Annotated in this window: 23 protein-coding genes; 9 read left to right on the top strand and 14 right to left on the bottom strand. The window is 75.0% G+C overall.

Annotation, left to right across the window (positions count from 1 at the left end):
- The gene (locus tag O7599_RS30715; protein WP_281618864.1) at positions 1-945 is read left to right on the top strand and encodes a deoxyribonuclease IV; all 945 of its coding nucleotides are present in this window, start codon (positions 1-3) and stop codon (positions 943-945) included.
- 13 nt (positions 946-958) lie between these two features.
- On the opposite strand, the gene O7599_RS30710 is transcribed toward O7599_RS30715, so the two are convergent.
- Entirely contained in the window at positions 959-1,573 is a 615-nt protein-coding gene (locus O7599_RS30710; protein ID WP_281618863.1) for a sulfite oxidase-like oxidoreductase, read from the bottom strand.
- A gap of 159 nt (positions 1,574-1,732) precedes the next feature.
- On the opposite strand from O7599_RS30710, the gene bfr reads away from it, so the two are divergent.
- Positions 1,733-2,215: a bacterioferritin gene (gene bfr / locus O7599_RS30705; RefSeq protein ID WP_281618862.1), complete on the top strand. Its 483-nt coding sequence runs from the start codon at positions 1,733-1,735 to the stop codon at positions 2,213-2,215.
- 1 nt (position 2,216) lies between these two features.
- On the opposite strand, the gene O7599_RS30700 is transcribed toward bfr, so the two are convergent.
- Positions 2,217-2,495 (bottom strand): (2Fe-2S)-binding protein, encoded by a 279-nt coding sequence (locus tag O7599_RS30700; protein ID WP_281618861.1) that lies wholly within the window; start codon positions 2,493-2,495, stop codon positions 2,217-2,219.
- A gap of 107 nt (positions 2,496-2,602) precedes the next feature.
- Entirely contained in the window at positions 2,603-3,964 is a 1,362-nt protein-coding gene (locus tag O7599_RS30695) for a 3-deoxy-7-phosphoheptulonate synthase class II (protein WP_281618860.1), read from the bottom strand.
- 348 nt (positions 3,965-4,312) lie between these two features.
- Here O7599_RS30695 and O7599_RS30690 point away from each other — a divergent pair, with 348 nt between their 5' ends.
- Positions 4,313-6,247 carry an anthranilate synthase family protein gene (locus O7599_RS30690; RefSeq protein WP_281623583.1) on the top strand — a complete coding sequence of 645 codons (1,935 nt, stop codon included), beginning with the start codon at positions 4,313-4,315 and terminating at the stop codon, positions 6,245-6,247.
- A gap of 90 nt (positions 6,248-6,337) precedes the next feature.
- Here the strand turns inward: O7599_RS30690 and O7599_RS30685 are convergent, their stop codons facing one another.
- The 4 genes from O7599_RS30685 to O7599_RS30670 form a co-directional block, all read right to left on the bottom strand.
- A complete protein-coding gene (locus O7599_RS30685; RefSeq protein WP_281618859.1) occupies positions 6,338-7,366 on the bottom strand; it encodes a 6-phosphofructokinase in 1,029 nt (342 codons plus the stop codon).
- A gap of 157 nt (positions 7,367-7,523) precedes the next feature.
- A complete protein-coding gene (locus tag O7599_RS30680; RefSeq protein WP_281623582.1) occupies positions 7,524-8,168 on the bottom strand; it encodes a response regulator transcription factor in 645 nt (214 codons plus the stop codon).
- Between the two features lie 741 nt (positions 8,169-8,909).
- Positions 8,910-10,127, bottom strand: a complete 1,218-nt coding sequence (locus O7599_RS30675) for a DUF5931 domain-containing protein (RefSeq protein WP_281618858.1) — start codon at positions 10,125-10,127, stop codon at positions 8,910-8,912.
- A 35-nt stretch (positions 10,128-10,162) separates the two neighbouring features.
- The gene (locus tag O7599_RS30670; protein WP_281618857.1) at positions 10,163-10,936 is read right to left on the bottom strand and encodes a lysophospholipid acyltransferase family protein; all 774 of its coding nucleotides are present in this window, start codon (positions 10,934-10,936) and stop codon (positions 10,163-10,165) included.
- A gap of 202 nt (positions 10,937-11,138) precedes the next feature.
- Between O7599_RS30670 and O7599_RS30665 the strand changes: the two genes are divergently transcribed.
- The 4 genes from O7599_RS30665 to O7599_RS30650 all read left to right on the top strand — a co-directional run bounded on the left by O7599_RS30665 (position 11,139) and on the right by O7599_RS30650 (position 14,442).
- Positions 11,139-11,951, top strand: a complete 813-nt coding sequence (locus O7599_RS30665) for an alpha/beta fold hydrolase (protein ID WP_281618856.1) — start codon at positions 11,139-11,141, stop codon at positions 11,949-11,951.
- Positions 11,938-12,624 (top strand): hypothetical protein, encoded by a 687-nt coding sequence (locus tag O7599_RS30660; RefSeq protein ID WP_281618855.1) that lies wholly within the window; start codon positions 11,938-11,940, stop codon positions 12,622-12,624. Before O7599_RS30665 ends, O7599_RS30660 begins: the two co-directional genes overlap by 14 nt.
- 110 nt (positions 12,625-12,734) lie before the next feature.
- The gene (locus tag O7599_RS30655) at positions 12,735-13,388 is read left to right on the top strand and encodes a sigma-70 family RNA polymerase sigma factor (protein ID WP_281618854.1); all 654 of its coding nucleotides are present in this window, start codon (positions 12,735-12,737) and stop codon (positions 13,386-13,388) included.
- Positions 13,381-14,442, top strand: a complete 1,062-nt coding sequence (locus O7599_RS30650) for a hypothetical protein (protein ID WP_281618853.1) — start codon at positions 13,381-13,383, stop codon at positions 14,440-14,442. Before O7599_RS30655 ends, O7599_RS30650 begins: the two co-directional genes overlap by 8 nt.
- Here O7599_RS30650 and O7599_RS30645 read toward each other — a convergent pair.
- From O7599_RS30645 to O7599_RS30620, 6 genes are all read right to left on the bottom strand, one after another.
- On the bottom strand, positions 14,426-15,202 hold the full coding sequence (locus tag O7599_RS30645; RefSeq protein WP_281618852.1) for an endonuclease/exonuclease/phosphatase family protein: 777 nt from the start codon (positions 15,200-15,202) through the stop codon (positions 14,426-14,428). The genes O7599_RS30650 and O7599_RS30645 overlap by 17 nt on opposite strands.
- Before the next feature lie 218 nt (positions 15,203-15,420).
- Positions 15,421-16,362, bottom strand: a complete 942-nt coding sequence (locus tag O7599_RS30640; protein ID WP_281618851.1) for an ROK family glucokinase — start codon at positions 16,360-16,362, stop codon at positions 15,421-15,423.
- A 73-nt stretch (positions 16,363-16,435) separates the two neighbouring features.
- Positions 16,436-16,888 carry a DUF5304 family protein gene (locus O7599_RS30635; protein ID WP_281618850.1) on the bottom strand — a complete coding sequence of 151 codons (453 nt, stop codon included), beginning with the start codon at positions 16,886-16,888 and terminating at the stop codon, positions 16,436-16,438.
- A gap of 225 nt (positions 16,889-17,113) precedes the next feature.
- Entirely contained in the window at positions 17,114-18,430 is a 1,317-nt protein-coding gene (locus O7599_RS30630) for an ArsA-related P-loop ATPase (RefSeq protein ID WP_281618849.1), read from the bottom strand.
- A gap of 9 nt (positions 18,431-18,439) precedes the next feature.
- A complete protein-coding gene (locus tag O7599_RS30625; RefSeq protein WP_281618848.1) occupies positions 18,440-18,910 on the bottom strand; it encodes an SRPBCC family protein in 471 nt (156 codons plus the stop codon).
- A gap of 49 nt (positions 18,911-18,959) precedes the next feature.
- Positions 18,960-19,721 (bottom strand): metallophosphoesterase, encoded by a 762-nt coding sequence (locus tag O7599_RS30620; RefSeq protein ID WP_281618847.1) that lies wholly within the window; start codon positions 19,719-19,721, stop codon positions 18,960-18,962.
- Positions 19,722-19,842: 121 nt separating this feature from the next.
- Between O7599_RS30620 and O7599_RS30615 the strand changes: the two genes are divergently transcribed.
- Positions 19,843-21,663 carry an AMP-dependent synthetase/ligase gene (locus O7599_RS30615; RefSeq protein WP_281618846.1) on the top strand — a complete coding sequence of 607 codons (1,821 nt, stop codon included), beginning with the start codon at positions 19,843-19,845 and terminating at the stop codon, positions 21,661-21,663.
- A gap of 102 nt (positions 21,664-21,765) precedes the next feature.
- Here O7599_RS30615 and O7599_RS30610 read toward each other — a convergent pair whose 3' ends face one another.
- A complete protein-coding gene (locus O7599_RS30610; RefSeq protein ID WP_281618845.1) occupies positions 21,766-22,944 on the bottom strand; it encodes a glycosyltransferase family 4 protein in 1,179 nt (392 codons plus the stop codon).
- Between the two features lie 104 nt (positions 22,945-23,048).
- Here O7599_RS30610 and O7599_RS30605 point away from each other — a divergent pair, with 104 nt between their 5' ends.
- On the top strand, positions 23,049-24,302 hold the full coding sequence (locus O7599_RS30605; RefSeq protein ID WP_281618844.1) for a glycosyltransferase 87 family protein: 1,254 nt from the start codon (positions 23,049-23,051) through the stop codon (positions 24,300-24,302).
- Positions 24,303-24,307 lie beyond the last annotated feature (5 nt).

Genomic DNA, 24,307 nt, shown 5'->3' with positions numbered 1-24,307 from the left:
GTGTCCTCCCGTACGACCCCCGCACGGCCCTCGGGGGGCGAGCCCCGCGCCGCCGCCCGCGTCCGCAACCCCGTCGGCAGCCATGTGCCGGTCGCCGGCGGGCTGGCCGCCAAGGGCCTGGCGCACGCCCGCCGGATCGGCGCGGAGGCCGTCCAGGTCTTCGTCGCCAACGCCCGCGGCTGGGCGACGCCCCCGGGCGACCCGGCGCAGGACGAGGAGTTCCGCCGGCGCTGCGCCGAGGACGACATCCCGGTGTACGTGCACGCCCCGTACCTGATCAACCTCGGCTCGCACACCCCCGCGACCGCGGAGAACTCCGTCGCCTCGCTGCGGCACTCGCTGCGCCGCGGCCGGGCGATCGGCGCCCGCGGCGTCGTGGTGCACACCGGCTCGGCGACCGGCGGGCGGCCCCGGGAGACCGCGCTCGCCCAGGTACGGGAGCTGACGCTGCCGCTCCTGGACGAGCTGGGCGACGCCGCCGACGAGCCGGGAGCGCCCGCGCTGCTGCTGGAGCCGACCGCGGGGCAGGGCTTCTCGCTCTGCTCCCGGCTGCCGGAGCTGGGCGCCTATCTGGACCTGCTGGACAGGCACCCGCGGCTCGGCGTCTGCCTCGACACCTGCCACGTCTTCGCCGCGGGCCACGACCTGGCGGCGAGCGGCGGCGCGAAACAGTTGCTGGACGAGCTGCTGGAGGTGGCGGGCCCGGGGCGGCTGCGGCTGCTGCACGCGAACGACTCCAAGGCCGCGGCCGGCTCGTGCCTGGACCGGCACGAGAACATCGGGGCCGGGCAGATCGGCGCCGAGCCGTTCCGCGAGCTGATGCGGCATCCGGCGACGGAGGGCGTGCCGCTGATCATCGAGACCCCCGGCGGCGGCCCCGAGGGGCCGAAGGCGGCGGCGGACATCGCGCTGCTCAAGGAGCTGCGCGAGGGCGCGGCGCCGTAGGGGCGGCCAGCGGCTACAGGTCGGGGCCGTCGCCCGGCTCCTCCTGGTACGAGTAGCGCTGCTCGCGCCACGGGTCGCCGACGTTGTGGTAGCCGCGCTCCTCCCAGAAGCCGCGGCGGTCGGCCGTCATGTACTCCACGCCCCGCACCCACTTGGGGCCCTTCCAGGCGTACAGGTGCGGCACCACCAGCCGTACGGGGAAGCCGTGCTCGGCGGTCAGCGGCTCGCCGTCCTTGTGCGTGGCGAAGATCGTCCGCTCGTCGGCGAAGTCGGCCAGCCGCAGGTTGGAGCTGAACCCGTACTCCGCCCACACCATCACGTGCGTGGCCTCGGGCGCGGGCGGCGCGAGCGCCAGGAGCGTACGGGCCCGGACCCCGCCCCACTCGGCGCCGAGCATGCTGAACTTCGTCACGCAGTGCAGGTCGCCGACGACCGTCGCGTACGGCAGGGCCGTGAACTCGTCGTGCGTGAGGGACCGCTTCGCCCCGCTCGCCGTGGCCCCGAAGACCTGGAGCTCCCAGCGGTCGGGCTTGAACCGCGGCACCGGGCCGTAGTGCGTCACGGGCCAGCCGCGCTGGAGCCGCTGGCCGGGAGGCAGGTCCCCCTCGTGGCGCTCCGACTGACCCATGACCCCATGGTGGCAGACGCTTGCGCATGGTCATGACCGGGGGCGGGCGGGGCCGGACGCGGGCAACCCGGATAAGCCTGCACTTACTGGATCGTCCGGGGCCCGGGGTGCGAGGATGCGCCCTGACCTGCCCGACCCACGTGGAGAGGAGTCCCGGCCATGCAGGGCGACCCCGAGGTGCTGGAATTCCTGAACGAGCAGCTCACCGCGGAGCTGACGGCGATCAACCAGTACTTCCTGCACGCGAAGATGCAGGAGAATTTCGGCTGGACGAAGCTGGCGAAGTACACCCGGTCCGAGTCCTTCGACGAGATGAGGCACGCGGAGATCCTGACCGACCGCATTCTGCTGCTGGAGGGCCTGCCGAACTACCAGAGGCTCTTCCACGTCCGGGTCGGGCAGACGGTCACCGAGATGTTCCAGGCCGACCGGCAGATCGAGGTCGAGGCGATCGACCGGCTGCGCCGCGGGATCGAGCTGATGCGCGCCAAGAGCGACATCACGTCGGCGAACATCTTCGAGTCGATCCTGGCGGACGAGGAGCACCACATCGACTACCTCGACACCCAGCTCGACCTGATCAAGAAGCTCGGTGAGGCGCTGTACATCGCGCAGCAGATCGAGCAGCCGGAGGAGGCGTAGGTCAGGCGGCCACCGGGTCCGGGACGGTCACGGGGTCCGGGGCCGTCACCGGCATCGGGACCGTACCCTCGGTCCCGGCCGCCGGCTGCCGGTCCTCCAGCAGCTCCCCGCGGGCGCAGCCCGCGCCGCGGCCGAGCAGCGCCTGAATCCGGCGCACGCACGAGCCGCAGTCCGTCCCCGCCTTGCAGTCCGAGGCGATCTGGCGGGGGGTGCAGCGCCCGGCGGAGGCGTGCTCGCGCACCTGCTCCTCGGTGATGCCGAAGCACGAGCACACGAACACGGAGACCCCCGGGTCGGGACGATTAGGTAACCCTAACCTTACCCGGCCCGGGGGTGCCGTGAAAGAGCCGCCCTGCCGTGACCTGTGTTACGTCGCGGCCGGCCCGCTCACTGGTCCCGGTACATCTCGGCGACCAGGAATGCCAGGTCGAGCGACTGGCTGCGGTTGAGCCGCGGGTCGCACGCCGTCTCGTAGCGCTGGTGCAGGTCGTCGACGAAGATCTCGTCCCCGCCGCCCACGCACTCGGTCACGTCGTCGCCGGTCAGCTCCACGTGAATGCCGCCGGGGTGGGTGCCGAGCGCCTTGTGGACCTCGAAGAAGCCCTTGACCTCGTCCAGCACGTCGTCGAAGCGGCGCGTCTTGTGGCCGGAGGCGGCCTCGAAGGTGTTGCCGTGCATCGGGTCGGACACCCACGCCACCCGGGCGCCGGAGGCCGTGACCTTCTCCACCAGCTCGGGCAGCCGGTCGCGCACCTTGTCGGCGCCCATCCTGGTCACGAACGTCAGCCGGCCCGGGATCCGCTCCGGGTCGAGGCGGTCGATCAGCGCGAGCGCGTCCTCCGGCGTGGTCGTCGGGCCCAGCTTGACGCCGATGGGGTTGCTGACCTGGGAGGCGAACTCGATGTGCGCGTGGTCGAGCTGCCGGGTCCGCTCGCCGATCCAGACCATGTGGCCGGAGACGTCGTAGAGCTTGCCGGTGCGCGAGTCGATGCGGGTCAGGGCCGACTCGTAGGCCAGGATCAGGGCCTCGTGCGAGGAGAAGAACTCGACGGTCTTGAACTCCTCCGGGTCCACGCCGCAGGCGTGCATGAAGCTCATCGCCCGGTCGATCTCGCGGGCCAGCGCCTCGTACCGCTGGCCGGAGGGCGAGGAGCGGACGAAGTCCTGGTTCCAGGCGTGCACCTGGCGCAGGTCGGCGTAGCCGCCGGTGGTGAAGGCGCGCACCAGGTTCAGCGTGGCCGCCGAGGCGTGGTACATCCGCTTCAGCCGCTCCGGGTCCGGCGTGCGGGACTCGGGGGTGAACTCGAAGCCGTTGACGGAGTCGCCCCGGTAGACGGGCAGCGTGACGCCGTCGCGGGTCTCGGTCGGCTTGGAGCGGGGCTTGGAGTACTGCCCGGCGATCCGGCCGACCTTGACGACCGGGACGGACGCGGCGTACGTGAGCACGGCGCTCATCTGCAGCAGCGTCTTGAGCTTGTTCCTGATGTGCTCGGCCGAGACCGCGTCGAACGCCTCCGCGCAGTCACCGCCCTGCAGCAGGAAGGCCTCGCCCCGGGCGACCGCACCCAGTTGGTCGCGCAGTTGGTCGCACTCGCCGGCGAAGACCAGCGGCGGATACGACTCCAGCTCGGCGGTCACGTCGCGCAGAGCCGCGGGGTCCGGCCAGTCGGGCTGCTGCGCCGCGGGCAGGTCGCGCCAGGTCTGGGGGATACCGGCGGCGCTCGTGGCGGGTTCGGCGTTGACAGTCACGGAGCCAAGATTACGGGGTCGCCCGTGCCGCACCTGCCGGTGACCGACAGATGAGACGGAACAGACGGCGATCGGCCGGACGCGCCGCGGTCCGCTAGGGTTTCCGCCATGTACGCGCTCGACGCCCGCACCTGGTGGTGGCCCGTCCTACCGGCGGCCACCTGATCTCGCGTACCCGAAGACTCCGCGAAGGCCGCCCGAGGGGCGGCCTTCGGTGTTTCCGCGGGTCGGTCCCTCCGTCGCAGGAAGGAACGACCCGTGCAGCATCATCCCAGGTCACGACCGCAGGACCACCCGGAGGGGAGAGCCGGACAGCCCGCCGGGGAGGCCGCCGCGGAGGCCGCCGCCCTGGTCCGCAGGCTGCTGGCCGACGGCGCCCCGCCGTTCGCCGTGCTCCACCGCCGCACCCCCGGCCGCCCGGATGCCCCCGTCGAGGTGCTCCTCGGCCCCGTCCACGAGGTGGACCGGCTCGCGGACATCCCCGACGGCCCGGCGCCCGGCGCCGCCGGCGCGCTCGCGCTCGTGCCGTACCGGCAGATCCGCGAGCGCGGCTTCGACGTCCGCGACGACGGCACGCCCCTGGCCGTCCTGGTCCCCGACGAGGTCCACGAGCTGCCCGCCGCGGCGCTGCTCGACGCCCTGCCGGCGCATCCCGTCCGGGTGGCGGGCGGCGGCTTCGACGTGCCGGACGAGGAGTACGCGGACATCGTCGGCCGCGTCCTCGCCGACGAGATCGGCACCGGCGAGGGCGCCAACTTCGTCATCCGGCGTACCTACGAGGGCCGCGTCGACGGCTTCGGCGCCGCCGACGCGCTCGCCCTCTTCCGCCGGCTGCTGGCCGGCGAGCAGGGCGCGTACTGGACCTTCGCCGTGCACCGCCCCGGCGTGCGCACCCTCGTCGGCGCCAGCCCCGAGGTACACGTGCGGATGACCGGCGGCACGGTGGTGATGAACCCCATCAGCGGCACGTACCGCTACCCGCCGGCCGGCCCCGACCGGGCCGGGCTGCTCGCGTTCCTGCACGACGCCAAGGAGATCGAGGAGCTCTCCATGGTCGTCGACGAGGAGCTGAAGATGATGTGCACCGTCGCCCGCGAGGGCGGCGTGGTCGTCGGGCCGCGGCTGAAGGAGATGGCGCACCTGGCGCACACCGAGTACGAGCTGCGCGGGCGCACCGCGCTCGACGCGCGCGACGTGCTGCGCGAGACGATGTTCGCGGCGACGGTGACCGGCTCGCCCGTACAGAACGCCTGCCGCGTCATCGAGCGCTACGAGCCCCCCGGCCGGGACGGGGCGGGCCGCGGCTACTACGCGGGCGCGCTCGCCCTCCTCGGCCGCGACGCCGGCGGCGCGCAGACCCTGGACTCCCCCATCCTCATCCGCACCGCGGACATCGGCGCGGACGGCCTGCTGCGGGTGCCCGTCGGCGCCACGCTGGTCCGCGGCTCCCGGCCGGCCGACGAGGTGGCCGAGACCCACGCCAAGGCCGCCGGGGTGCTCGCCGCCCTCGGCGTACGCCCCGCGCCCGCGCGGCCGGCGGGCGGGGCCCGGCCGCGCTTCGCCGCGGACCCGGAGGTGCAGGCGGCGCTGGCGGCCCGCAGGACGCACCTGTCGCCGTTCTGGCTGCGCATGCAGCGGGTGCAGCGCCCGACGACGGCGCCCGGGGCGGCGGCGGCCGGTCCGCTGCCGGGACCGGTGCTGGTGGTCGACGGCGAGGACACGTTCACCGCGATGCTCGCGCACGTCCTGCGCGCCTCCGGCGCCGAGGTGGACGTGCGCCGCTTCGATGCGCCCGGCGTACGGGACGCGGCGCTGGCGCATCGGGGGCCGGTCGTGCTCGGCCCGGGCCCCGGCGACCCGGCGGACACGGCCGACCCGAAGATGCGCTTCCTGCGCGGGCTGGCCGGCGAGCTGCTGCACGGCCACCGGCACGGCCTGCTCGGCGTCTGCCTGGGGCACGAGCTCCTCGCCGCCGAACTGGGGTTGCCCCTGGTCCGCAAGGACGTGCCGTACCAGGGGGCGCAGGAGGAGATCGACTTCTTCGGCCGGCCGGAGACGGTCGGCTTCTACAGCACGTACACCGCCCGCTGCGACGAGGCCGCCGCGGCGGCGCTGGCCGCGGCGCACGGCGTCGAGCTGAGCCGCGACCCGCGCAGCGGCGACGTGCACGCGCTGCGCGGGCCCGGCTTCGCCGGGGTCCAGTTCCATCCGGAGTCGGTGCTGACCCTGGACGGCGACCGGCTGGTGCGGCAGTTGCTGGCGGCGGTGCTGGTACGGGGCTGAGGGCCGGGTGCCGGGCGGCGGCTCGCGCCGCCCGGCACCCGGCCGGACCTCCGCTCGGGCCGCCGGTCGGGCCGCCGGCGGCCCTGGGGATCAGCCGAAGAAGACGCCGACCTCCTCGTACAGCTTCGGGTCGACGGTCTTGATGCGCGCCGTGGCCGCGGCGAGCGGCACGCGCACCACGTCCGTGCCCTGAAGGGCGACCATCTTGCCCCAGTCCTCGTCGTGCACCGCCTCGATCGCGTGCAGCCCGAAGCGGCTGGCGAGCCAGCGGTCGTACGCGCTGGGCGTGCCGCCGCGCTGCACGTGTCCCAGGACCGTCGTCCGGGCCTCCTTGCCCGTGCGCCGCTCGATCTCCTTCGCCAGCCACTCGCCGACGCCCGACAGCCGGACGTGCCCGAAGGCGTCCAGGGACTCGTCCTTGAGCACCATGTCGCCGTCCTTCGGCATCGCGCCCTCGGCCACGCACACGATCGGCGCGTAGCTGGCCTTGAAGCGGGAGGTCACCCAGCCGCAGACCTTGTCGACGTCGAAGCGCTGCTCGGGGATGAGGATCACGTTCGCGCCGCCGGCGAGCCCGGAGTGCAGGGCGATCCAGCCGGCGTGCCGTCCCATCACCTCGACGACGAGGACGCGCATGTGGGACTCGGCCGTGGTGTGCAGCCGGTCGATGGCCTCGGTCGCGATGTTGACCGCGGTGTCGAAGCCGAAGGTGTAGTCGGTGGCGGAGAGGTCGTTGTCGATGGTCTTCGGCACGCCGACGACCTTGATGCCGTACTCGTCGGCGAGCCGCTGGGCGACGCCGAGGGTGTCCTCGCCGCCGATGGCGATGAGCGACTCCACCTCCAGCTTCGCCATGTTCTCCTTGATGCGCTTGATGCCCCCCTCGACCTTGAGGGGGTTGGTGCGCGACGACCCGAGGATCGTTCCCCCGCGCGGCAGGATGCCGCGGACGGCGGGGATGTCCAGGGTGACGGTGTCGGCCTCCAGCGGCCCGCGCCAGCCGTCCCGGAAGCCGGTGAACTCGTACCCGTACTCCTGGACGCCCTTGCGGACGACGGCCCGGATGACCGCGTTGAGCCCGGGGCAGTCACCGCCACCGGTCAGTACTCCTACCCGCATCACAGGTTTCCCTTCTGACGGTCGTGACCCCGCTGCAGCAACGCTAACGGTGATCCACCTCACATGGCACGGAGCCGGCGGGATTCGCGCACCAACCTGTCAATTAGGCGGCGGACTTCACCCGGAGGAGGGACCGGGAGGCTAAGGGAGGCGGGGGTCAGTCGTCGTCGAGACCGCGCTCGATGGCGTAGCGGACGAGCTCGACGCGGTTGTGGAGCTGGAGCTTGCCGAGGGTGTTCTGCACGTGGTTCTGGACGGTGCGGTGGGAGATGACGAGGCGCTCGGCGATCTGCTTGTACGAGAGCCCCTTGGCGACGAGGCGGAGCACCTCGGTCTCGCGGTCGGTGAGCTGGGGCACCTCGGGCTCGTCGGCGTTCGCGGCGGCCGGCTCGCCGGCGAGCCGGCGGTACTCGCCGAGCACGAGGCCGGCGAGGCCGGGGGTGAACACCGGGTCGCCCTGGGCGGTCCGGTGCACGGCGTCGATCAACTCCTCGGTGCTGGCGGACTTCACGAGGTAGCCGGTGGCGCCGGACTTGACGGCTTCGAGCACGTCGGCGTGCTCGCCGCTGGCGGAGAGCACGAGCACCCGCACGCCGGGCTGGGCGCCGACGACCTCCTTGCACACCTGCACCCCGGGCAGCCCGGGCAGATTGAGATCCAGCACCAGCACGTCCGGCCCGGCGGCCCGGGCCCGCCGCACGGCCTGGGGCCCGTCGCCGGCGGTGGCCACCACGGCGAACCCGGCGGCGGCCAGATCCCGGGCGACGGCGTCACGCCACATGGGGTGGTCGTCGACGACCATCACCTTGACCCCACCCCTGCCTTCACCGACCACCTCGACTCCCTCCCTGCTGCCGTCGGACGGACACGGTCCGCGGACCATGGTGGCGCACGTCGCTCGTTCCGGCACGTATCGCCGCCCCCGGGGACGGCGGGACACGTGGGCCCGCGGTGCGGGGCGGGGGCCCCGCGGGGGCAGGGGACGCATACGGACGGACACGGTCCGCGGACCATGGTGGCGCACGTCGCTCGTTCCGGCACGTATCGCCGCCCGCGGGGACGCCGGGACACGTGGGCCCGCGGTGCGGGGCATGGGCCCGCGGGGGCGGGGGACGCATACGGACGGACACGGTCCGCGGACCATGGTGGCGCACGTCGCTCGTTCCGGCACGTATCGCCGCCCGCGGGGACGACGGGACAGTGTGTCCGCGCGAGGGCGGGATGGGGCCGCGGGGGCGGGGCATGGGGCCGCGGGGGCGGGGGACGCGTACGGCGCGAAGGAGCGTGGGCGAGCGGCCGCGGCGCGGGCGCGCCTGCGGCGGGCGCGGGGGCGTGGGGCGTGCCCGGGCCCCACCACGACCGGCCCGGTACGGGCGGCGCGGGTCCCGCGCGCCCGGAGGGCGGCCGGCGGCGCCGGGCTCGGGGCGAGGGCTCGGTGGCGGAACGTTCCGCCGGGGCCGGGGCCGGGGCCGCGACCGCGGCGTTTCGGCGCGCTGGCGAGAGGTTCTCCGCCGGGCCCCGCGGGCCTCGGTGGGGCGGGGGGTCATCGGGGGGCGGGGGTTGGGGGGAGGCGGAGTTCCACTTCCGTGCCCTGGGCCGGGGTCGAGACCCACTCCGCCGTGCCGCCCAGGTCCCGCAGCCGGCCGCGGATGGACTGCGCGACGCCCAGCCGGCCCTCCGCCTCCGCCGCCGCCAGGCGGCCCTGCGGGATGCCGGGGCCGTCGTCCCGTACGGTCACCACCACCGTGCCGTCCGGCTCCTCCTCCAGCAGCACCCACGCCTGCGCCTCGGGGCCCACGTGCGCGCGCACGTTGTCGAGCGCCGCCGCCACCGCCGCGGCCAACTCCCGCGCCGCGTGCGTCCGCAGCGCCACGGGCGTGCCGGGCTCCGCGACGGAGACGTTCGGCCCGCTCATCGACATCAGGAGCAGCCGCAGGGACGTCTCCCCGTCGTCCGCCCCCGGCTCCCCGCCGTCCGGCCCCGCCGCCCGCCGCCCGGCGGAACCTTCCGCCGACTCCGCCGTCCGCTGCGCCGGCAGCCTCGCGCCCATCACCAGGGTCCGCAGCGCCGCCTCCTGCTCGCCTGCCAGCCGGCCCAGTTCCTTCGCCTCGCCGCCGATCGCCGCCCCGCGGCGCTGGACCAGCGCCAGCACCTGCAGCACGCTGTCGTGGATGTCGCGGGCCAGCCGCTCCCGCTCCCGCGTCGCCGCCTCGATCTGCAGCGCCCGGGCCAGCGTCCGTTCACTGATCCGCGCGACCTCCACGATGTAGCCGATCGCCGTCGACGCGACCATCAGCAGCACGATGTTGTGGAAGTTGTCCTGCACCACCTCGCCGCGCTGCACGATGTTCGACAGGCCCACCGCCGCCGACGACGCCGCGCCCCACCGCCAGCCGCCCTTGATCGCGAAGCCCAGCACCGACCCCGCCGCCCAGATCGACGGCAGCGTCGTGGCGCCGTCGTCGATGCGCTCCGCCGTCTCCACCGGGATCGTCAGCAGGATGCCGGTCAGCGTGAGCGTGATGTCCGCCGCGAGGAACCGGTACGTGCAGCGCTCCGCCGACGAGACCCGGCGGAAGGTGACCAGCGTCCACAGGGTGAGCACCGCGAAGTACGCCCAGCCCAGCGCCGGCCGCGCGACGTCGTCGTGCCGGTGGACGAACTGCGCCACCGCGTACGCGAGGGTCAGCACCCGGAAGTACGTCAGCGCCTGCCACAGCGGCTGCTCCACCGACATCCGCCGCTTGCTCTGCCCGGCCATCGCCCCGGCTCTCCCTCCCGCCAGCGTCCCGCGCGCTAGGCGGCGTCCCGCCGCCCGCCGGCGCCGGAGCCGCCGTCGGACTTCTCGGACTTCCCGGCCTTCTCCTCCGCCTTGCGGCGCTTGGCCGCGTCCGCCATCCGCCGCTTGGCCGCCGTCGCGTACTCGTCCACGTACTCCTGGCCGGAGAGCTTCATGATCTCGTACATGACCTCGTCGGTCACCGAACGCAGGATGAACCTGTCGTGCTCCATGCCCTGGTAGCGCGTGAAGTCCAGCGGCCTGCCGATGCGGATGCCCGGCCGCATGACCTTCGGCATCACCTGTCCCGGCGGCTGGATCTTCTCCGTGTCGATCATCGCCACCGGCAGCACGGGCGCCCCGCTGAGCAGCGCCAGCCGGCCGAGGCCGCCGGGCTTGCCGCGGTAGAGGCGGCCGTCGGGCGAGCGCGTGCCCTCGGGGTAGATGCCGAACAGCTCGCCGCGCTCCAGCACCTCCAGGCCGCTCTTGATCGCCGCCTCGCCGGCGCCGCGGCTGCCGGAGCGGTCGACGGGCAACTGCCCGACGCCCTTGAAGAACGCCGCGGTCAGCCGGCCCTTCACGCCCGGCGTGGTGAAGTACTCCGCCTTCGCGATGAAGGTGACCTTCCGGTGCAGCATGGAGGGCAGGAAGAACGAGTCGGAGAACGACAGATGGTTGCTCGCGAGGATCGCGGCACCGGTGTCCGGCACGTTCTCCATGCCTTCCACCCAGGGACGGAAGACGAGCCTCAGGCTGTTGCCGAGAGACATCTTCATCGCGCTGTAGAACAACCGGGGCCTCCTGCGATCCGCTCGTGTGACCATAGCGCTCCTGGTCGGAGAGCGGTATCCGGGGGCGGGCCGCCCGGCCCGCGGGCGGGGCGGGCCTTCCGGGGGGTGTCCGCGGGGGCCCGTCCGTCCGTACGGGGCAGTACGCTCAAGGGCAGCGCCAGGCACGTATCCGCCGCCCGCCTGACACGATCGGAGTCCCGTCATGCCGGTCCTTCCCGGAGCCGAGCCGTTCCGCCAGCCGGGTGGCGAGACCGGGGTGCTGGTCTGCCACGGTTTCACCGGCTCGCCCCAGTCCGTACGGCCGTGGGCCGAGCATCTCGCCGCCCGCGGCCTGACGGTCTCCATGCCGCTGCTGCCCGGGCACGGCACGCGCTGGCAGGACCTGCAGATGACGCGCTGGCAGGACTGGTACGCGACGGTGGACCGGGAGCTGCGCGAGCTGTCCGACCAGTGCGAGCGGGTCTTCCTGTGCGGGCTGTCCATGGGCGGCGCGCTGGTGCTGCGGCTGGCCGCCCTGCACGGGGACGCGGTCGCCGGCGTGGTCGCCGTCAACCCGCTGAACAGGCTGCACGGGCTGCTGCCGAAGGCCCTGCCCGCGGCCCGCTTTCTGGTACGCACCGCGCCCGGCGTCGTCAACGACATCGCCAAGGCGGGCGCGGTCGAGACCGGCTACCCGCGCGTGCCCCTGCACGCCGCCCACTCGCTGCGGCAGCTCCTCGCCCGCGTCGACGCCGAACTCCCCCAGGTGACGCAGCCGCTGCTGGTGCTGCACAGCCGCGTCGACCACGTCGTCTCACCGGCGGACTCCGCCCGCATCCTGAGCCGGGTCTCGTCGCGGGACGTCACCGAGACCGTGCTGGAGGACAGCTACCACGTCGCCACGCTGGACCACGACGCCGAACGGATCTTCACGGCCACCGACCACTTCATCGACCGGCACACCCCGCAGACCGACGGCGGCGAGCAGCGGAAGAGCGAGCAGCGGAAGGGAGCCCGGGCCCGTGGCGGAGCGTAACCCGGACCGGGAGGACCCGCAGCAGGGCGACGGGCCCGCGGAGACGGAGCCGGCGGGCGCGGAGCCGACGGCGTCGGGCACGCCGCTCGACGAGGAAGCCGCGTGGGCGGAGATCGTCGCGGCGTTCGACGAGGACCCCGTGGAGCCCCCGCACGAGCGGGCGGCGCGCACGGCGGCCGGGGACGAAGGCCCGGCGGACGGCACGGACGGCGGCGTGGCGGACCCGGGCGGCGGTGGCGTCGCCACCGCGGAGGGCCCGTCGGGCACCGACAAGGACGGCGGCCCCGCGAGCAGCGGCCCGGGGGGCGCCGGCCCCGCGGGCGCCGACGGCGGCGCGAGCTTCATCGTCTTCTCCGCCGGCACCGGCCCGCGCGACTGGGAGGCGGCCGAAGCTTCGGACGACGACCTGGACGAGACCGACGAGGGCCACTTCGTCCCGCCCGAGCCGCCGCCGCTGCCCAAGGCGGACACGACGACCAAGTTCGCCTGGATCGCGGTCCTCGGCGGTCCGCTGCTCCTGCTGCTGATGCTCATCTTCCAGCAGCCCATGACCTGGTGGGCCTCGGTGCTCGGCATCGGCGGCTTCCTCGGCGGCTTCGCCACGCTCGTCGCCCGGATGCGTCCCGGCGGCGACGATGACGACGAGCCGCCGGGCGGCGGCGCGGTGGTCTGACGGGCCCGGTCCCGGCCCGTTCCCGGCACGGAACCCGTCGGGGCGCCCCGGCGAAGTAGTGGTGCAGGGCCCGGGAACGGGCCGAGTCCACCACCTTCTGGAGGCGCTCGATGGGGGGCATGACGGGCGTGCACACGGAGCCGGAGAGCGACGCGTCGATCGTCGCCCGGTCGCATGCAGAGCCGGAGGCGTTCGCCGCCGTCTTCGACCGGTACGCCGCCGACGTCCACCGCTACGCCGCACGGCGCCTCGGCGACGAGGCGGCCGACGACGTCATGGCGGAGACGTTCACGACCGCCTTCCGGCTGCGCGACCGGTTCGACCCGGGGCGCGGCGACGTGCGCCCGTGGTTGTTCGGCATCGCGACGCACCTGGTGAGCAGGCACCGGCGCGCGGAGGCCCGCCGGTTCCGCGCCCTGTCCCGGCTGCCGGCCCCGGCCGAGACCGACGAGCCGCTCGCCGACCGCGTCGCGGCCCGCGCGACGGCCGACGGCCTGCGCCGCGAGCTGGCCACCGCGCTCGCCCGGCTGTCGCCGGCGCTGCGCGACGTGCTGCTGCTGGTGGCCTGGGCGGACCTGGCGTACGAGGAGGTCGCCCAGGCGCTCGACGTGCCGGTGGGCACGGTGCGCTCGCGGCTGCACCGGGCCCGCGGCCGACTGCGCAAGGAACTGGGCGCCGTGGCCGGCGGCAGGGATGTGCCGGATGCCGGCGGCACGGACACCGACCATGCGGGCACCGGGCGGAAGGAGCGCGGACGTGGATGAGCTGAAGCTGCTGCGGGACTGGGACGCGGGGGCGGGAGAGCCGCGCGAGGCGGCCCGGCAGGCGGCCCGCGAACGGCTGCTGGAGGCGGCCCGCGCCGCCGCCCCGGCCGCGAACCACGCCCCGGCCGCGGTCCCGCGCCGGGCCCGGCTCCGGCTCGTGGCCCGCCCGGTCCGCGGGCCGGGCGGGGTCCGCGGACCGGGCCCGGGCGGGACGCCGGCCGCGGGCGGGATGTCCCGTCGTACGGCGGTACGGACCCTCGTCGCCGCCGGTGCCACGGCGGCGGCCGTCGGCACCCCGCTCACGCTGCTGGCCGGGGACGGCGCCACCGGACCCGCCGCGGACGGCGCCGGCGTGCTGCGCCGGGCGGCGCGGCTGGAGCGGGAGCGCGAGCGCCTGCGGGCCCCCCTCGAGCCGCGCCGCGGCCAGTACGTCTACACCCGGGTGTTCTTCCGGGAGATCGCGGACGACACCGGGAAGGCCGTGACGTACGCGTCGGAGTGCTGGATCGCGGCGGACTCCTCGCGCCGGTCGTGGCTGAGCAGGGGCCGCGGGGGAAGCTGGCGGCAGCAGGAGGAGGCGGGCGCGATCTGGCCGCCGGCGGACTGGCGCACGGTCGCCGGGATCCCCACGGAGCCGGAGGCGTTGCTGACGTTCCTCAGCTCCCCCTACCCGGGCGGCGGGCCACGCCGGATCCTGCCCGCTGACTTCGGCGACGACGAGTGGCAGCAGTCGTTCTTCTACCTCAGCGGCCTGCTCAACTGGATCCCCGTACTGCCGGAAGGGCTGCTGCCCGCGGTGTTCGCGGCGCTGGCGGAGTTCCCCGACCTGCTCGTGGCGGACGGGGCGGAGGACGCCCACGGCAGGGACGCCCTCGCGCTCACCTGCCGGGACACGGACGACTCGCCCACGTACCTGCTGTTCGCCGCGGACACCCACGAGTACCTGGGTCTGCGTACGCGGCGCTCCTCGGATCCGAACGAGTCCAGGACGTTCACGAAGCTCTCGTACCTCGACGCCTACGACGTCGTGGACGACGTCAGGAAGCGCCCGTAGCCGGCAGGCCGGACGCGGGCACGCGGAGCGCGGCCAGGACCGGGAGGTGGTCGGTGGCGTCGCGGAGGTCGGCCGGGGAGACGCCCGGCAGGCCCGCCGGGACGCCGCAGCCCAGGACCTCCACGGCGTCCGAGGCGAGCACGGCGTCGATGCGCTTGCGCGGGTCGAGCGCGGGGAAGGTGTGCCGGCCGCCCCACGGGCGCACCGCCCAGCCGTCCTGCAGTTCGGCGGCCAGCCGGCGGAAGGCGGGGCCCTTGGGGCGCTCGTTGAGGTCTCCGGCGACGACGAGGTGCGGCTCGCCGAGCGCGCGCACGTGCGCGAGCAGCAGCCCGGCCTGCTCGTAGCGCTCGGCCCCGGCGAGGCTGAGATGGGTGCTGACGACGGCCAGCCGGGCGCCGCCGAAGCGCAGCACCGCCGTCGCCAGACCCCGCTGGTGCAGACCGGGGGTGCGGGGCAGGAGCGTCTCGTCGGTGCGCTCCACGTGCGCGCGCAGGCCGGCCAGGAGCATGGGCCCGGCGGTGGTGGCGCCGCCGGTGACGTAGAGCAGACCGGTGGCGCGGGCGAGCCGCGCGGCCTTCTTGCGCCACCGGAAGAAGCGTGGCGCTTCCTGGACGCAGACGACGTCCGGGGCGCAGGCCCGGATCACGCGGGCGAGTGCGGCGGTGTCGTCCCGCAGGGAGCGGATGTTGTAGCTGAGCAGCCGGACGACGGCGGAGCCGTCCGGCTCGGTGCGCGAGGCGGGGAGATCGGGCAGCAGCACGGGGGTGAGACTACCCGGGGACGGGCGCCGGTGGCGGTCGGCCGAGCGCGCCTCGAGGGGTGAGACGCGCCGGGTCCGCCCGGCCGCCGTGGGGCACGGCGCGGTCGGCGGTGGGACGTCGGGCGTGGGCGGCTCGCGGTGCGGGTCCCGGAGCCGTGGGCCCTCGTGCCTTCGGGCGGTGGCACCGTCCGGCACGCGGGCCGTCACGTGGGCCTCTCTCAGCCCTGGCGGGCCAGGTCCGCGGCGCCGACGAGCCCGGCACGGCCGCCGAGTTGGGCGGCGAGCACCTGCGCGTGGGGCCGCCACTGGTTGCCCACCAGCCAGCGCCGGAACGACTTGCGGATGGGGTCGAGGACGAGGTCGCCCTCGTCCGATACGCCGCCGCCGACGATGAACGCCGACGGGTCGAAGAGCGACGCCAGGTCCGCCAGCCCCGCCCCCGCCCAACGGGCCAGCTCCCGGAACGAGTCGACCGCCACCGGATCGCCCTGCCGGGCCGCCTCGCTGACGTGCCGCCCCTGGACGCCCTCGGGCGAGCCGTCGCCGAGGGCGAGCAGTATCGCCGCGGCCTCGGGGGTGGCGGCGGCACGCTGGCGCGCGTACCGCACGAGGGCGCGGCCGGAGGCGTACTGCTCCCAGCAGCCCTGGCTGCCGCAGCCGCACAGCAACCCGTCCGGCACGACGCGGATGTGGCCGAACTCCGCGGCCACGCCGAAGCGGCCGCGGTGCAGCCGGCCGCCGATGATCACGCCGCCGCCGAGGCCGGTGCCCAGGGTGATGCAGACGACGTCGTCGTGGCCCTGGCCGGCGCCGAAGCGGTACTCGCCCCAGGCGGCGGCGTTGGCGTCGTTCTCGACCACGACGGGCAGGCCGATGCGCTGTTCGACCTTGTCCTTGAGCGCCTCGTGGCGCCAGTTGACGTTCGGGGCGAAGAGCACGGTGGCGCGCTTGTCGTCCACGTACCCCGCGGCGCCGATGCCGACGGCCTCGGCGGGGGTGGCGGACGTGACCTCCTGGACCGCCGCGCAGATGGCGTCCACGACGCCTTCGGGTGTTTCGGGGGTCGGTACCGTGCTCGTCCGGATGATCGAGCCCTCTTCGTCGACCACACCGGCCGCAATCTTGGTGCCGCCGATGTCGACGCCGATGGTGAGTCCCATGTCTCCCTCGGTTATTCGGTTCGAGCCCCGCTGCGCCTCCTCACATTACCGGAGGCACCGCGGGGCCCGGCCGTCAGTCGAGGTCGATCTGCTTGGGGCTGCTGGGCGGTTCCTCGTCCCGCGACCAGTCCGCTTCCTGCCGCTGAACTGCGGCGCGATAGGCCGCGGCGATCTCCGTGCCGGCCGTGGCGAGGTGGTCGAAGATCTGCGGATTGCGCTCGACGACGGGCTCGACGACGGTCTTCACGGAGGCGAGGAACTGCTTCGCGAACTGCTGCGCGGCGGTCTGCGCGACCGCGGCGGTACCCCCGGTCGCGCCGGGGGCGCGAATCTCGGAGACCCTGTCGGCGAGGGAGTCGAAGAAGCGGCGCAGCTCCTCGGCGGCGCTGACGGGCTCGGGCCCGTAGACCGCGCGCCGCCGGGCCTGCTCGGCAGCGAAGTCCTCGGCACACGCCTCGGCCCACGCGTCCGGGTCCGGGACGGTGGAGGCCGCACCGGGTTCAGGGCGCTCGATGGCATCACTCATACATCGACGGTACCCGAACGCCGACTTCACGTTGACTGCCCCGCACGAGGTTGTGTCGACGGGGAGGCGGGAGGCGGGGGTGACGCCGCCGCCGGCGCACCGGCGCACGGCCGCCGCCGGGCGCGCGCGGGGCGCCCGTCCCGGCCCGCGGCGGTCGCGGCCGTGTGCGGGTCGGGCAGCGGGTCGGCCGGGGACGGGTCGGCGGGGTGGGTCACCGGGGGTGGGTCAGCGGGGGTGGGGCCAGACCGCGGGGTCGGGGGCGAAGCGGATGCGGAGTTCGGACTCGTGGAGGCCGGCGCGGGTGATGGTGCAGCGGCGGAGGGCGGCGGGCAGCGGCAGGGCCCGGCGGTGGCCGGCCGCCGTGATCAGGAGTTCGTCGCCGCGGCGTACGAGGGTGAGGTCCGCCCGCTCGGCGCCGGGCAGCGGCAGGCGGTACAGCAGCACGCCCTCGTCGGCCAGCAGGTCGTCCACCTCGGCCGGGTCCCCGGGGCCCGCACCCGCGGGCCGTCCTCCCGGCGGCGCCACCGCGTCCGCCAGCGCCGCCAGGGCGACCGGGCCCTGCGGCTGCGGGCCCAGGTGCGGCAGGGCGCAGAACGTACCGCCCGCGGCGCGCAGCTCCGCGCCCACCTCCTTGACGACCCGGTGCTGCTCGTCGGCGAGCGTCGCGAACCAGGCGTCCTCCGAGCCCGCGGGCAGGACCCGGTTCGCGACCACGGCCTCGACGGCGCAGCCCTGCAGCGCGAGCGCCGCGCGCGTGCGGCGCAGTTCGCGGGCCCCGCGCGGAGTGGGCTCCAGGACGAGCCGCACCCGCGCCCCGGCGGCCTCGGCCGCCTCCCGTACGGCCTCTAGCCGGTCCTCCCAGCGGGCCGCCGCCTCGTACATCCGCTCCGCCGGCACCGGCGCCCCGAGCAACCGCCCGAGCAGCGGCCGCAGCCCCCGCGCCGCCTGCCGCTCCGCGGGCAGCAGCCGCCGCAGGTACCGCACCAACTGCTCCGGCAGCGCCAGCGCGCGCAGCGTCTCCCAGGCGGCGGGCATGTCCACGACGGTCAGGTCCCGGGCTGCCGCGCCGCCGCCCCGCCCCGCGGCACGACCGTCCGCCGGGCCCGTTCCGTCCGCCGGCCCCGCCTCGTACAACGCCGCCAGCGCCCGCAGCAGCGCGAACTCGCGCGAGCCCGGCGGCGGCGTCAGCTCCTCCGCCGCCAGCGGCGTCGCGCCGAGCAGTTCCAGGGTGTCCTCGTGCTGCTCCTGCCAGTCCGCCAGCGACTCCGTCGCCGCCTCCGCCCCCCGCAGCCGCGCCGCCCACAGACCCGACTCGACGCGGACCGGCTCCGTCCACGGCGGCGCTTCGCCCGCGTACGTCCCCGCCTCCGACCGCGGCCCGGGAACCTGCGCCTGCGGCGCCCCCGCCAGCAGCCCGCCGGCCTCCCGGTCCGCCGTCAGCAGCAGCACCCGGGCCCCGTCGCGCGCCGCCCGCAGCGCCGTGGCCGCCGCGACCGTCGTACGGCCCGCGCCCGCCGCGCCGGTGACGAGGAGAGTACGCACGCGGCGGCGTCAGTCCGTGCCGGTGCCGGCGGACGCGCCCGGGACGCTCTCGACGCGCTGCTTCAGCCCGTCGAGCGCCCGCTCGATGATGATCTTCTCCATCTTGCGCTTCATCATCCCGAGCATCGGGATCTTGACGTCGACGGTCAGCTCGTACGTCACCTCGGTGCGCTCCCCGCCGGCGAGCGGCTTCAGCAGGTACGCGCCGTCCAGCGCGCGCAGCATCTGGGACTTCTCCAGCGTCCAGCGCACCTCGTGCGGCCCGGCCCAGGTGTACGCGAGCGTCTGCTCGTCCCGGATCGTCTTCGCGTCCAGCACCAGCAGCACGCGCACCGCGCGCCCCTGCCCGTCCGCTTCGAGCACCTCGGTCCGCCGCACTTCGCCCGTCCACTCCGGGTAGCGGTCGAAGTCCGCGATCACCGTCATCACCGCGTCCGGCGCGGCGTCGATGGTGATGCTCGACCTGGTGTGCTCTGCCATGCCTGGGCTCCTCCGTCAACCGTCCGCGCTGAAGGTTACCGCGCCCGGTTCACCACGTAAGAACCCACGGCTTCCCGCGGGAGGCGAAGTGCCCGACGTTCACGCACTCCGTCGCCCCGATCCGCATCCGCCGCGCCAGCGGCTGGTGGACGTGGCCGAAGAGCGCGTACCGCGGCCGCACCCGGTGCACCGCCTCCAGCAGCGCTTCGCTGCCCCGCTCGAAGCGGCGCGCCACCGTGTCGTAGCAGAGGTCGGGGACGAGTGGCGGGATGTGCGAGCAGAGCACGTCGACGTCCCCGAGGGCGGCGACCTTCGCGGCGTACGTCTCGTCGTCGATCTCGTACGGCGTGCGCATCGGCGTCTGCAGTCCGCCGCCGACGAACCCGAAGACCAGCCCGCCGATCTCGACCCGGTCGCCGTCGAGCACGGTGGTGCCCTCCCGGGCGAACTCGGGCCACAGCCGGGGAATGTCGACGTTGCCGTACGTGGCGTACGTCGGCGTGGGGAAGGCCGCGAACAGCTCCGCGTACTGCTTGCGCACCGCCTTCTCGATCTCGTCGCGCTTGTCCTTGCCCGCCCACAGCGCGTTCACGAAGTCGCGGTGCTCGTCGAACCGGCGGGCGGTGCGCAGCTCCACGCTGCGCGTGGTGTTCGCGACGCCGAAGAGGTCGGGGAAGATGCCGCGCGAGTGGTCGGCGTAGTCGATGAAGAGGATGAGGTCGCCGAGGCACACCAGCGCGTCCGCGCCGTCGCCCGCGCGGGCCAGGTCGGCGCTGTTTCCGTGCACGTCGCTGACCACGTGGACCCTCATGCGCTCACCCTACTTCCGGCGCGCACGGCACCCGCACGACGGTGACCCGCGCCACTGCCGCGAGGTGCCCCCGTGGGGATAGGGTCGCAGGTGGCCCACCGGAACGTCGAGGAGCAGCGTCTTGCGAGAGTTCGCCCTTCCCGCCCTGTACGAGGTCCCGGCGGACGCCAACCTGACGGACCTCATCCGCACCAACGCCGACCGGACTCCGGAGCTGGCCGTCGTCGCCCGCAAGAGCGCCGCCGGCGACTGGGAGGACGTGTCCGCCGCGGACTTCCTCGCGGAGGTGGGGGCGGCGGCCAGGGGCCTGGTCGCGGCCGGGCTGCGGCCCGGGGAGCGGGTCGGGCTGATGTCCCGTACGCGGTACGAGTGGACGCTGCTGGACTTCGCGATCTGGACCGCGGGCGGCGTGACGGTCCCGGTGTACGAGACCAGTTCGCCGGAGCAGATCCAGTGGATCCTGAGCGACTCGGGCGCGGTGGCGTGCGTGGTGGAGACCGCGGAGCACGCCGCGGCGGTCGAGTCGGTACGCGGCCGGGTGCCCGAGCTGCGCCGGGTGTGGCAGATCGACGGCGGGTCCTCCGCCGGCGCCGACCCCCAGGGCGCCGTCGCCGCGCTCACCGCCGCCGGGGCAGAGGTGTCCGACGAGACGCTGGAGAAGCACCGCACCGCGGCCGGCGCCGACTCCCCCGCGACCTTCGTCTACACCTCCGGCACCACCGGCCGCCCCAAGGGCTGCGTCATCACCCACGGCGCCTTCCTCGCCGAGTGCGGCAACGCCGTGGAGCTGCTGCGCCCGCTGTTCCGGCCCGGCGACAGCTCGATCCTCCTCTTCCTGCCGCTCGCGCACGTCTTCGGCCGGCTGGTGGAGATCGCCGCCATGGTCGGCCCGATGAAGCTCGGCCACGCGCCGGACGTGCGGAACCTCACCGACGACCTGGCCGCCTTCCGGCCGACGCTGCTGCTCGGCGTGCCCCGCGTCTTCGAGAAGGTCTACAACTCCGCCCGCGCCAAGGCGCAGTCCGACGGCAAGGGGAAGATCTTCGACAAGGCGGCCCACACCGCCATCGCGTACAGCCGCGCCCTGGACACCGGCGGTCCCGCGCTGGGGCTGCGGCTGCGCCACGCGCTCTTCGACAAGCTCGTCTACGCCAAGCTGCGCGCCGTCCTCGGCGGCCGGGCCACGCACGCGATCTCCGGCGGCGCCCCGCTGGGCGAGCGGCTCGGCCACTTCTACCGCGGCATCGGCTTCACCGTCCTGGAGGGCTACGGCCTGACCGAGACCGCCGCCGCGATCACCGTCAACCCGGTGGAGCGCCCGAAGATCGGCACCGTCGGGCAGCCGCTTCCGGGCTGCACGATCCGCATCGCCGACGACGGCGAGGTGATGGTGCGCGGCGGCAACGTGTTCGGGGAGTACTGGGCCGACGAGGACGCGACCGCCGCGGCCCTCGACGGCGAGTGGCTGCACACCGGCGACCTCGGCAGCCTGGACGAGGACGGGTATCTGTCCATCACCGGGCGGAAGAAGGAGATCATCGTCACCGCGGCCGGCAAGAACGTCGCGCCGGCGGTCCTGGAGGACCGCATCAGGGCGCACGCGCTGGTGGCCGAGTGCATGGTCGTCGGCGACGCGCGGCCGTTCGTCGGGGCGCTGGTCACGCTGGACGAGGAGTTCCTCGGCAAGTGGGCCGCGGACAACGGCAAGACCGGCCGGACGGCGGCGGAGCTGGCGGACGACGCCGAGCTCCGGGCGGCGGTGCAGTCGGCGGTGGACGACGGGAACGCGCAGGTGTCGCGGGCGGAGTCGGTGCGCAAGTTCCGCATCCTGCGGGGGCAGTTCACGGAGGAGACGGGGCACCTGACGCCGTCGCTGAAGCTGAAGCGGAGCGCGGTGGCGAAGGACTTCGCGGCGGAGATCGAGGCGCTGTACGAGCGGTAGGGGTACGAGCGGTAGGCGTACGAGCGGGAGGCCGCCGTAGCCGTACGGGACCGGCGGGACCAGCGCGGACGAGCGCCGTCCGGCCCGTACCGTACGCCCGCCTCACAGCAGCGACGTCAGCCGCTCCGCCAGCAGGTCCCAGCGCCACCGCTCCGCCACCCAGGCCCGCCCCCGCGCGCCCGTCCGCGCGCGCAGCTCCGCGTCGCCCAGCAGCGTCACGATGCGCTCCGCGGCCTGCGCCGCCTGGCGCTCCGCGCCGCCGCGCACCACCCACCCGGTCTCGCCGTCGAGCACCGCGTCCGGGGCCCCGCCGGAGTCGCCCGCGACGACCGGCAGGCCGGTCGCCGACGCCTCCAGGTACACGATGCCCAGCCCTTCCACGTCGAGCCCGCCGCGGCGCGTGCGGCACGGCATCGCGAACACGTCGCCCGCGCCGTAGTGCGCGGGCAGGTCCTCCCAGGGCACCGCGCCCGTGAAGCGCACCGAGCCGGCCACGCCCGTGGCCACCGCCAGCTTCTCCAGGCGCCGGCGGTACGGGCCGCCGCCCACGATCAGCAGCACCGCCGCCGGCTGCGCCGCCAGGATCCGCGGCATCGCGCGGATCAGGGTGTCCTGGCCCTTGCGCGGTACGAGCCGGGAGACGCAGACGACGACCGGCCGGTCCGCGAGCCCGAGGCGGGCGCGTACGGCCTCGCCGCCCGAACCCGGGTGGAACGCCGTCTCGTCGACGCCCGGCGGCAACTGCACCATGCGCGCGGCGGCCTCGGCGCCCAGCGCGCGGGCGATCCGGGCGCGGGTGTACTCGCCGAGGTACGTGAGCGTGTCCGCCGACTCGCCGATGCGGCGCAGCAGTTGCCGGGCCGCCGGCAACTGAGCCCAGCCCGCCTCGTGGCCGTGGGTGGTGGCGACGATCCGCTCGGCGCCCGCACGGCGCAGCGCGGGCGCCATCAGGCCCAGCGGCGCGGCGGCGCCGAACCACACGGCGCGGCAGCCGTGCGCGCGCAGCAGCCCCGCCGCGCGGCGGGTGACGCGCGGGGTGGGCAGCAGCATCGTGGTGCGGTCGCGGATCACCTGGAAGGGCTGGCGGGCGTCGAAGTCCCGGGTGGCGGCGCGGCCTTCGGCGTCGCGCTTCCAGGTGGAGGCGTAGACGACGACCTGCTCCGGGTCCAGCCGCAGGCACATGCTGTGCAGGAAGTTCTGGATACCGCCGGGGCGCGGCGGGAAGTCGTTGGTGACGACGAGCGTCTTGCGCGCTGGCCTGTCGGCGGGTCCGTTGTCCATCGCGGCCGACAGTACCGGGGGCGGGGGCGCGGGGCGCCTGCGGCCGGGCGGAGCCGTGCCGTAGTGTCGTCGGACGCACACGGCGGCGGGGCGGAGGTCGAGCCATGGCACGGGTCGCGGCGCCGGTGGCGGCGTGGGCGCTGACCCGCGCGGGCCTGCTGCTGTTCGTGCTCCAGGTGGTCACGCTGCCGGGTCCCGACGTCACCAGCGACGTCGAGGTGATCTACCGCGGCTGGTACGAGGTGCTGCGCACCGGCACGTTCCCGGTCGGCGACGTGAGCTGGCAGTACCCGCCGGGCGCCGCGCTCCCGGTGCTCTCCCCCGCACTCCTGCCGTTCCTCGGCTACGCGCACGCCTTCTTCGCGCTGGCCTGCGCGGCGGACGCGGCGGTGCTGGGGCTGCTGCTGCGGGCCGGGGGCGGCGCGGGGCGGTCGCGGGCGGGGGCGTGGTTCTGGGTGGCGGGGGTGCCGCTGCTGGGGCCGACCGCGTACGCGCGCTACGACGTGATGGTCACCGCCGTCGCCGTCGCGGCGCTGCTGGCCGCGGCCCGGCGGCCGGCGGTGGCGGGGGCGCTGGCGGGGTTCGGCGCGATGCTGAAGGTGTGGCCGGCGCTGCTGCTGCTCGGCGCCGCGCGGGGGCGGGCGACGCGGCTGTCGTGGGGCGCGGCGGCGGGCACGGCCGCGGGGGTGGCGCTGGTGGCGGCCGTCGCCCTGCCGGGGGCCTTCGACTTCGTCACCGCGCAGCGCGACCGCGGCACCGAGGTGGAGTCGCTGGGCGCGCTGGTCTTCCACGTCGGCCGGCACCACGGCTGGGAGGGCACCGTACAACTGCACTACGGCTCCATGGAGTTCCTCGGGCCGGGCGTCGGCCTGGTCAGCGCCCTGGCGCTGGGGCTGTCCGCGCTGGCGATGGGGTGGCTGGTGCTGTGGCGGCTGCGGGCGCGGGAGTTCACGGCGACGACGGGGTGCGAGGCGGCGTTCGCGGGGGCGCTGCTGTTCACCACGACGAGCCGGGTGATCAGCCCGCAGTACCTGATCTGGCTCGTCGGGCTGGCGGCCGTGTGCCTGACGCTGCGGGCGGCGCGGATGGCGCTGCCGGCGGGGCTGGTGCTGGCGGCGACGGGGGTGACGCTGGCGGAGTTCCCGGTGTGGTTCGGGGAGGTCGTGGGGAGCACCGGGTTCGGGATCACGCTGCTGGCGGTGCGGAACGGGCTGCTGGTCGCGGCGACGGTGGTGGCGTGCCGGCGGCTGTGGCGCTCGACGGTCACGGATCCGGTCCGGGCGGGGGACGGGAGGGCGCCGGTGCCGCGGCAGCAGGGGCGTACCGCGTCGGCGGACAGCGACATGCTCACGTGGTGAGTGGG

It is taken from the genome of Streptomyces sp. WMMC500, from assembly GCF_027497195.1.
In the GTDB taxonomy this organism is placed as follows: domain Bacteria; phylum Actinomycetota; class Actinomycetes; order Streptomycetales; family Streptomycetaceae; genus Streptomyces.
This window is presented reverse-complemented; position numbering and strand designations above follow the sequence as displayed.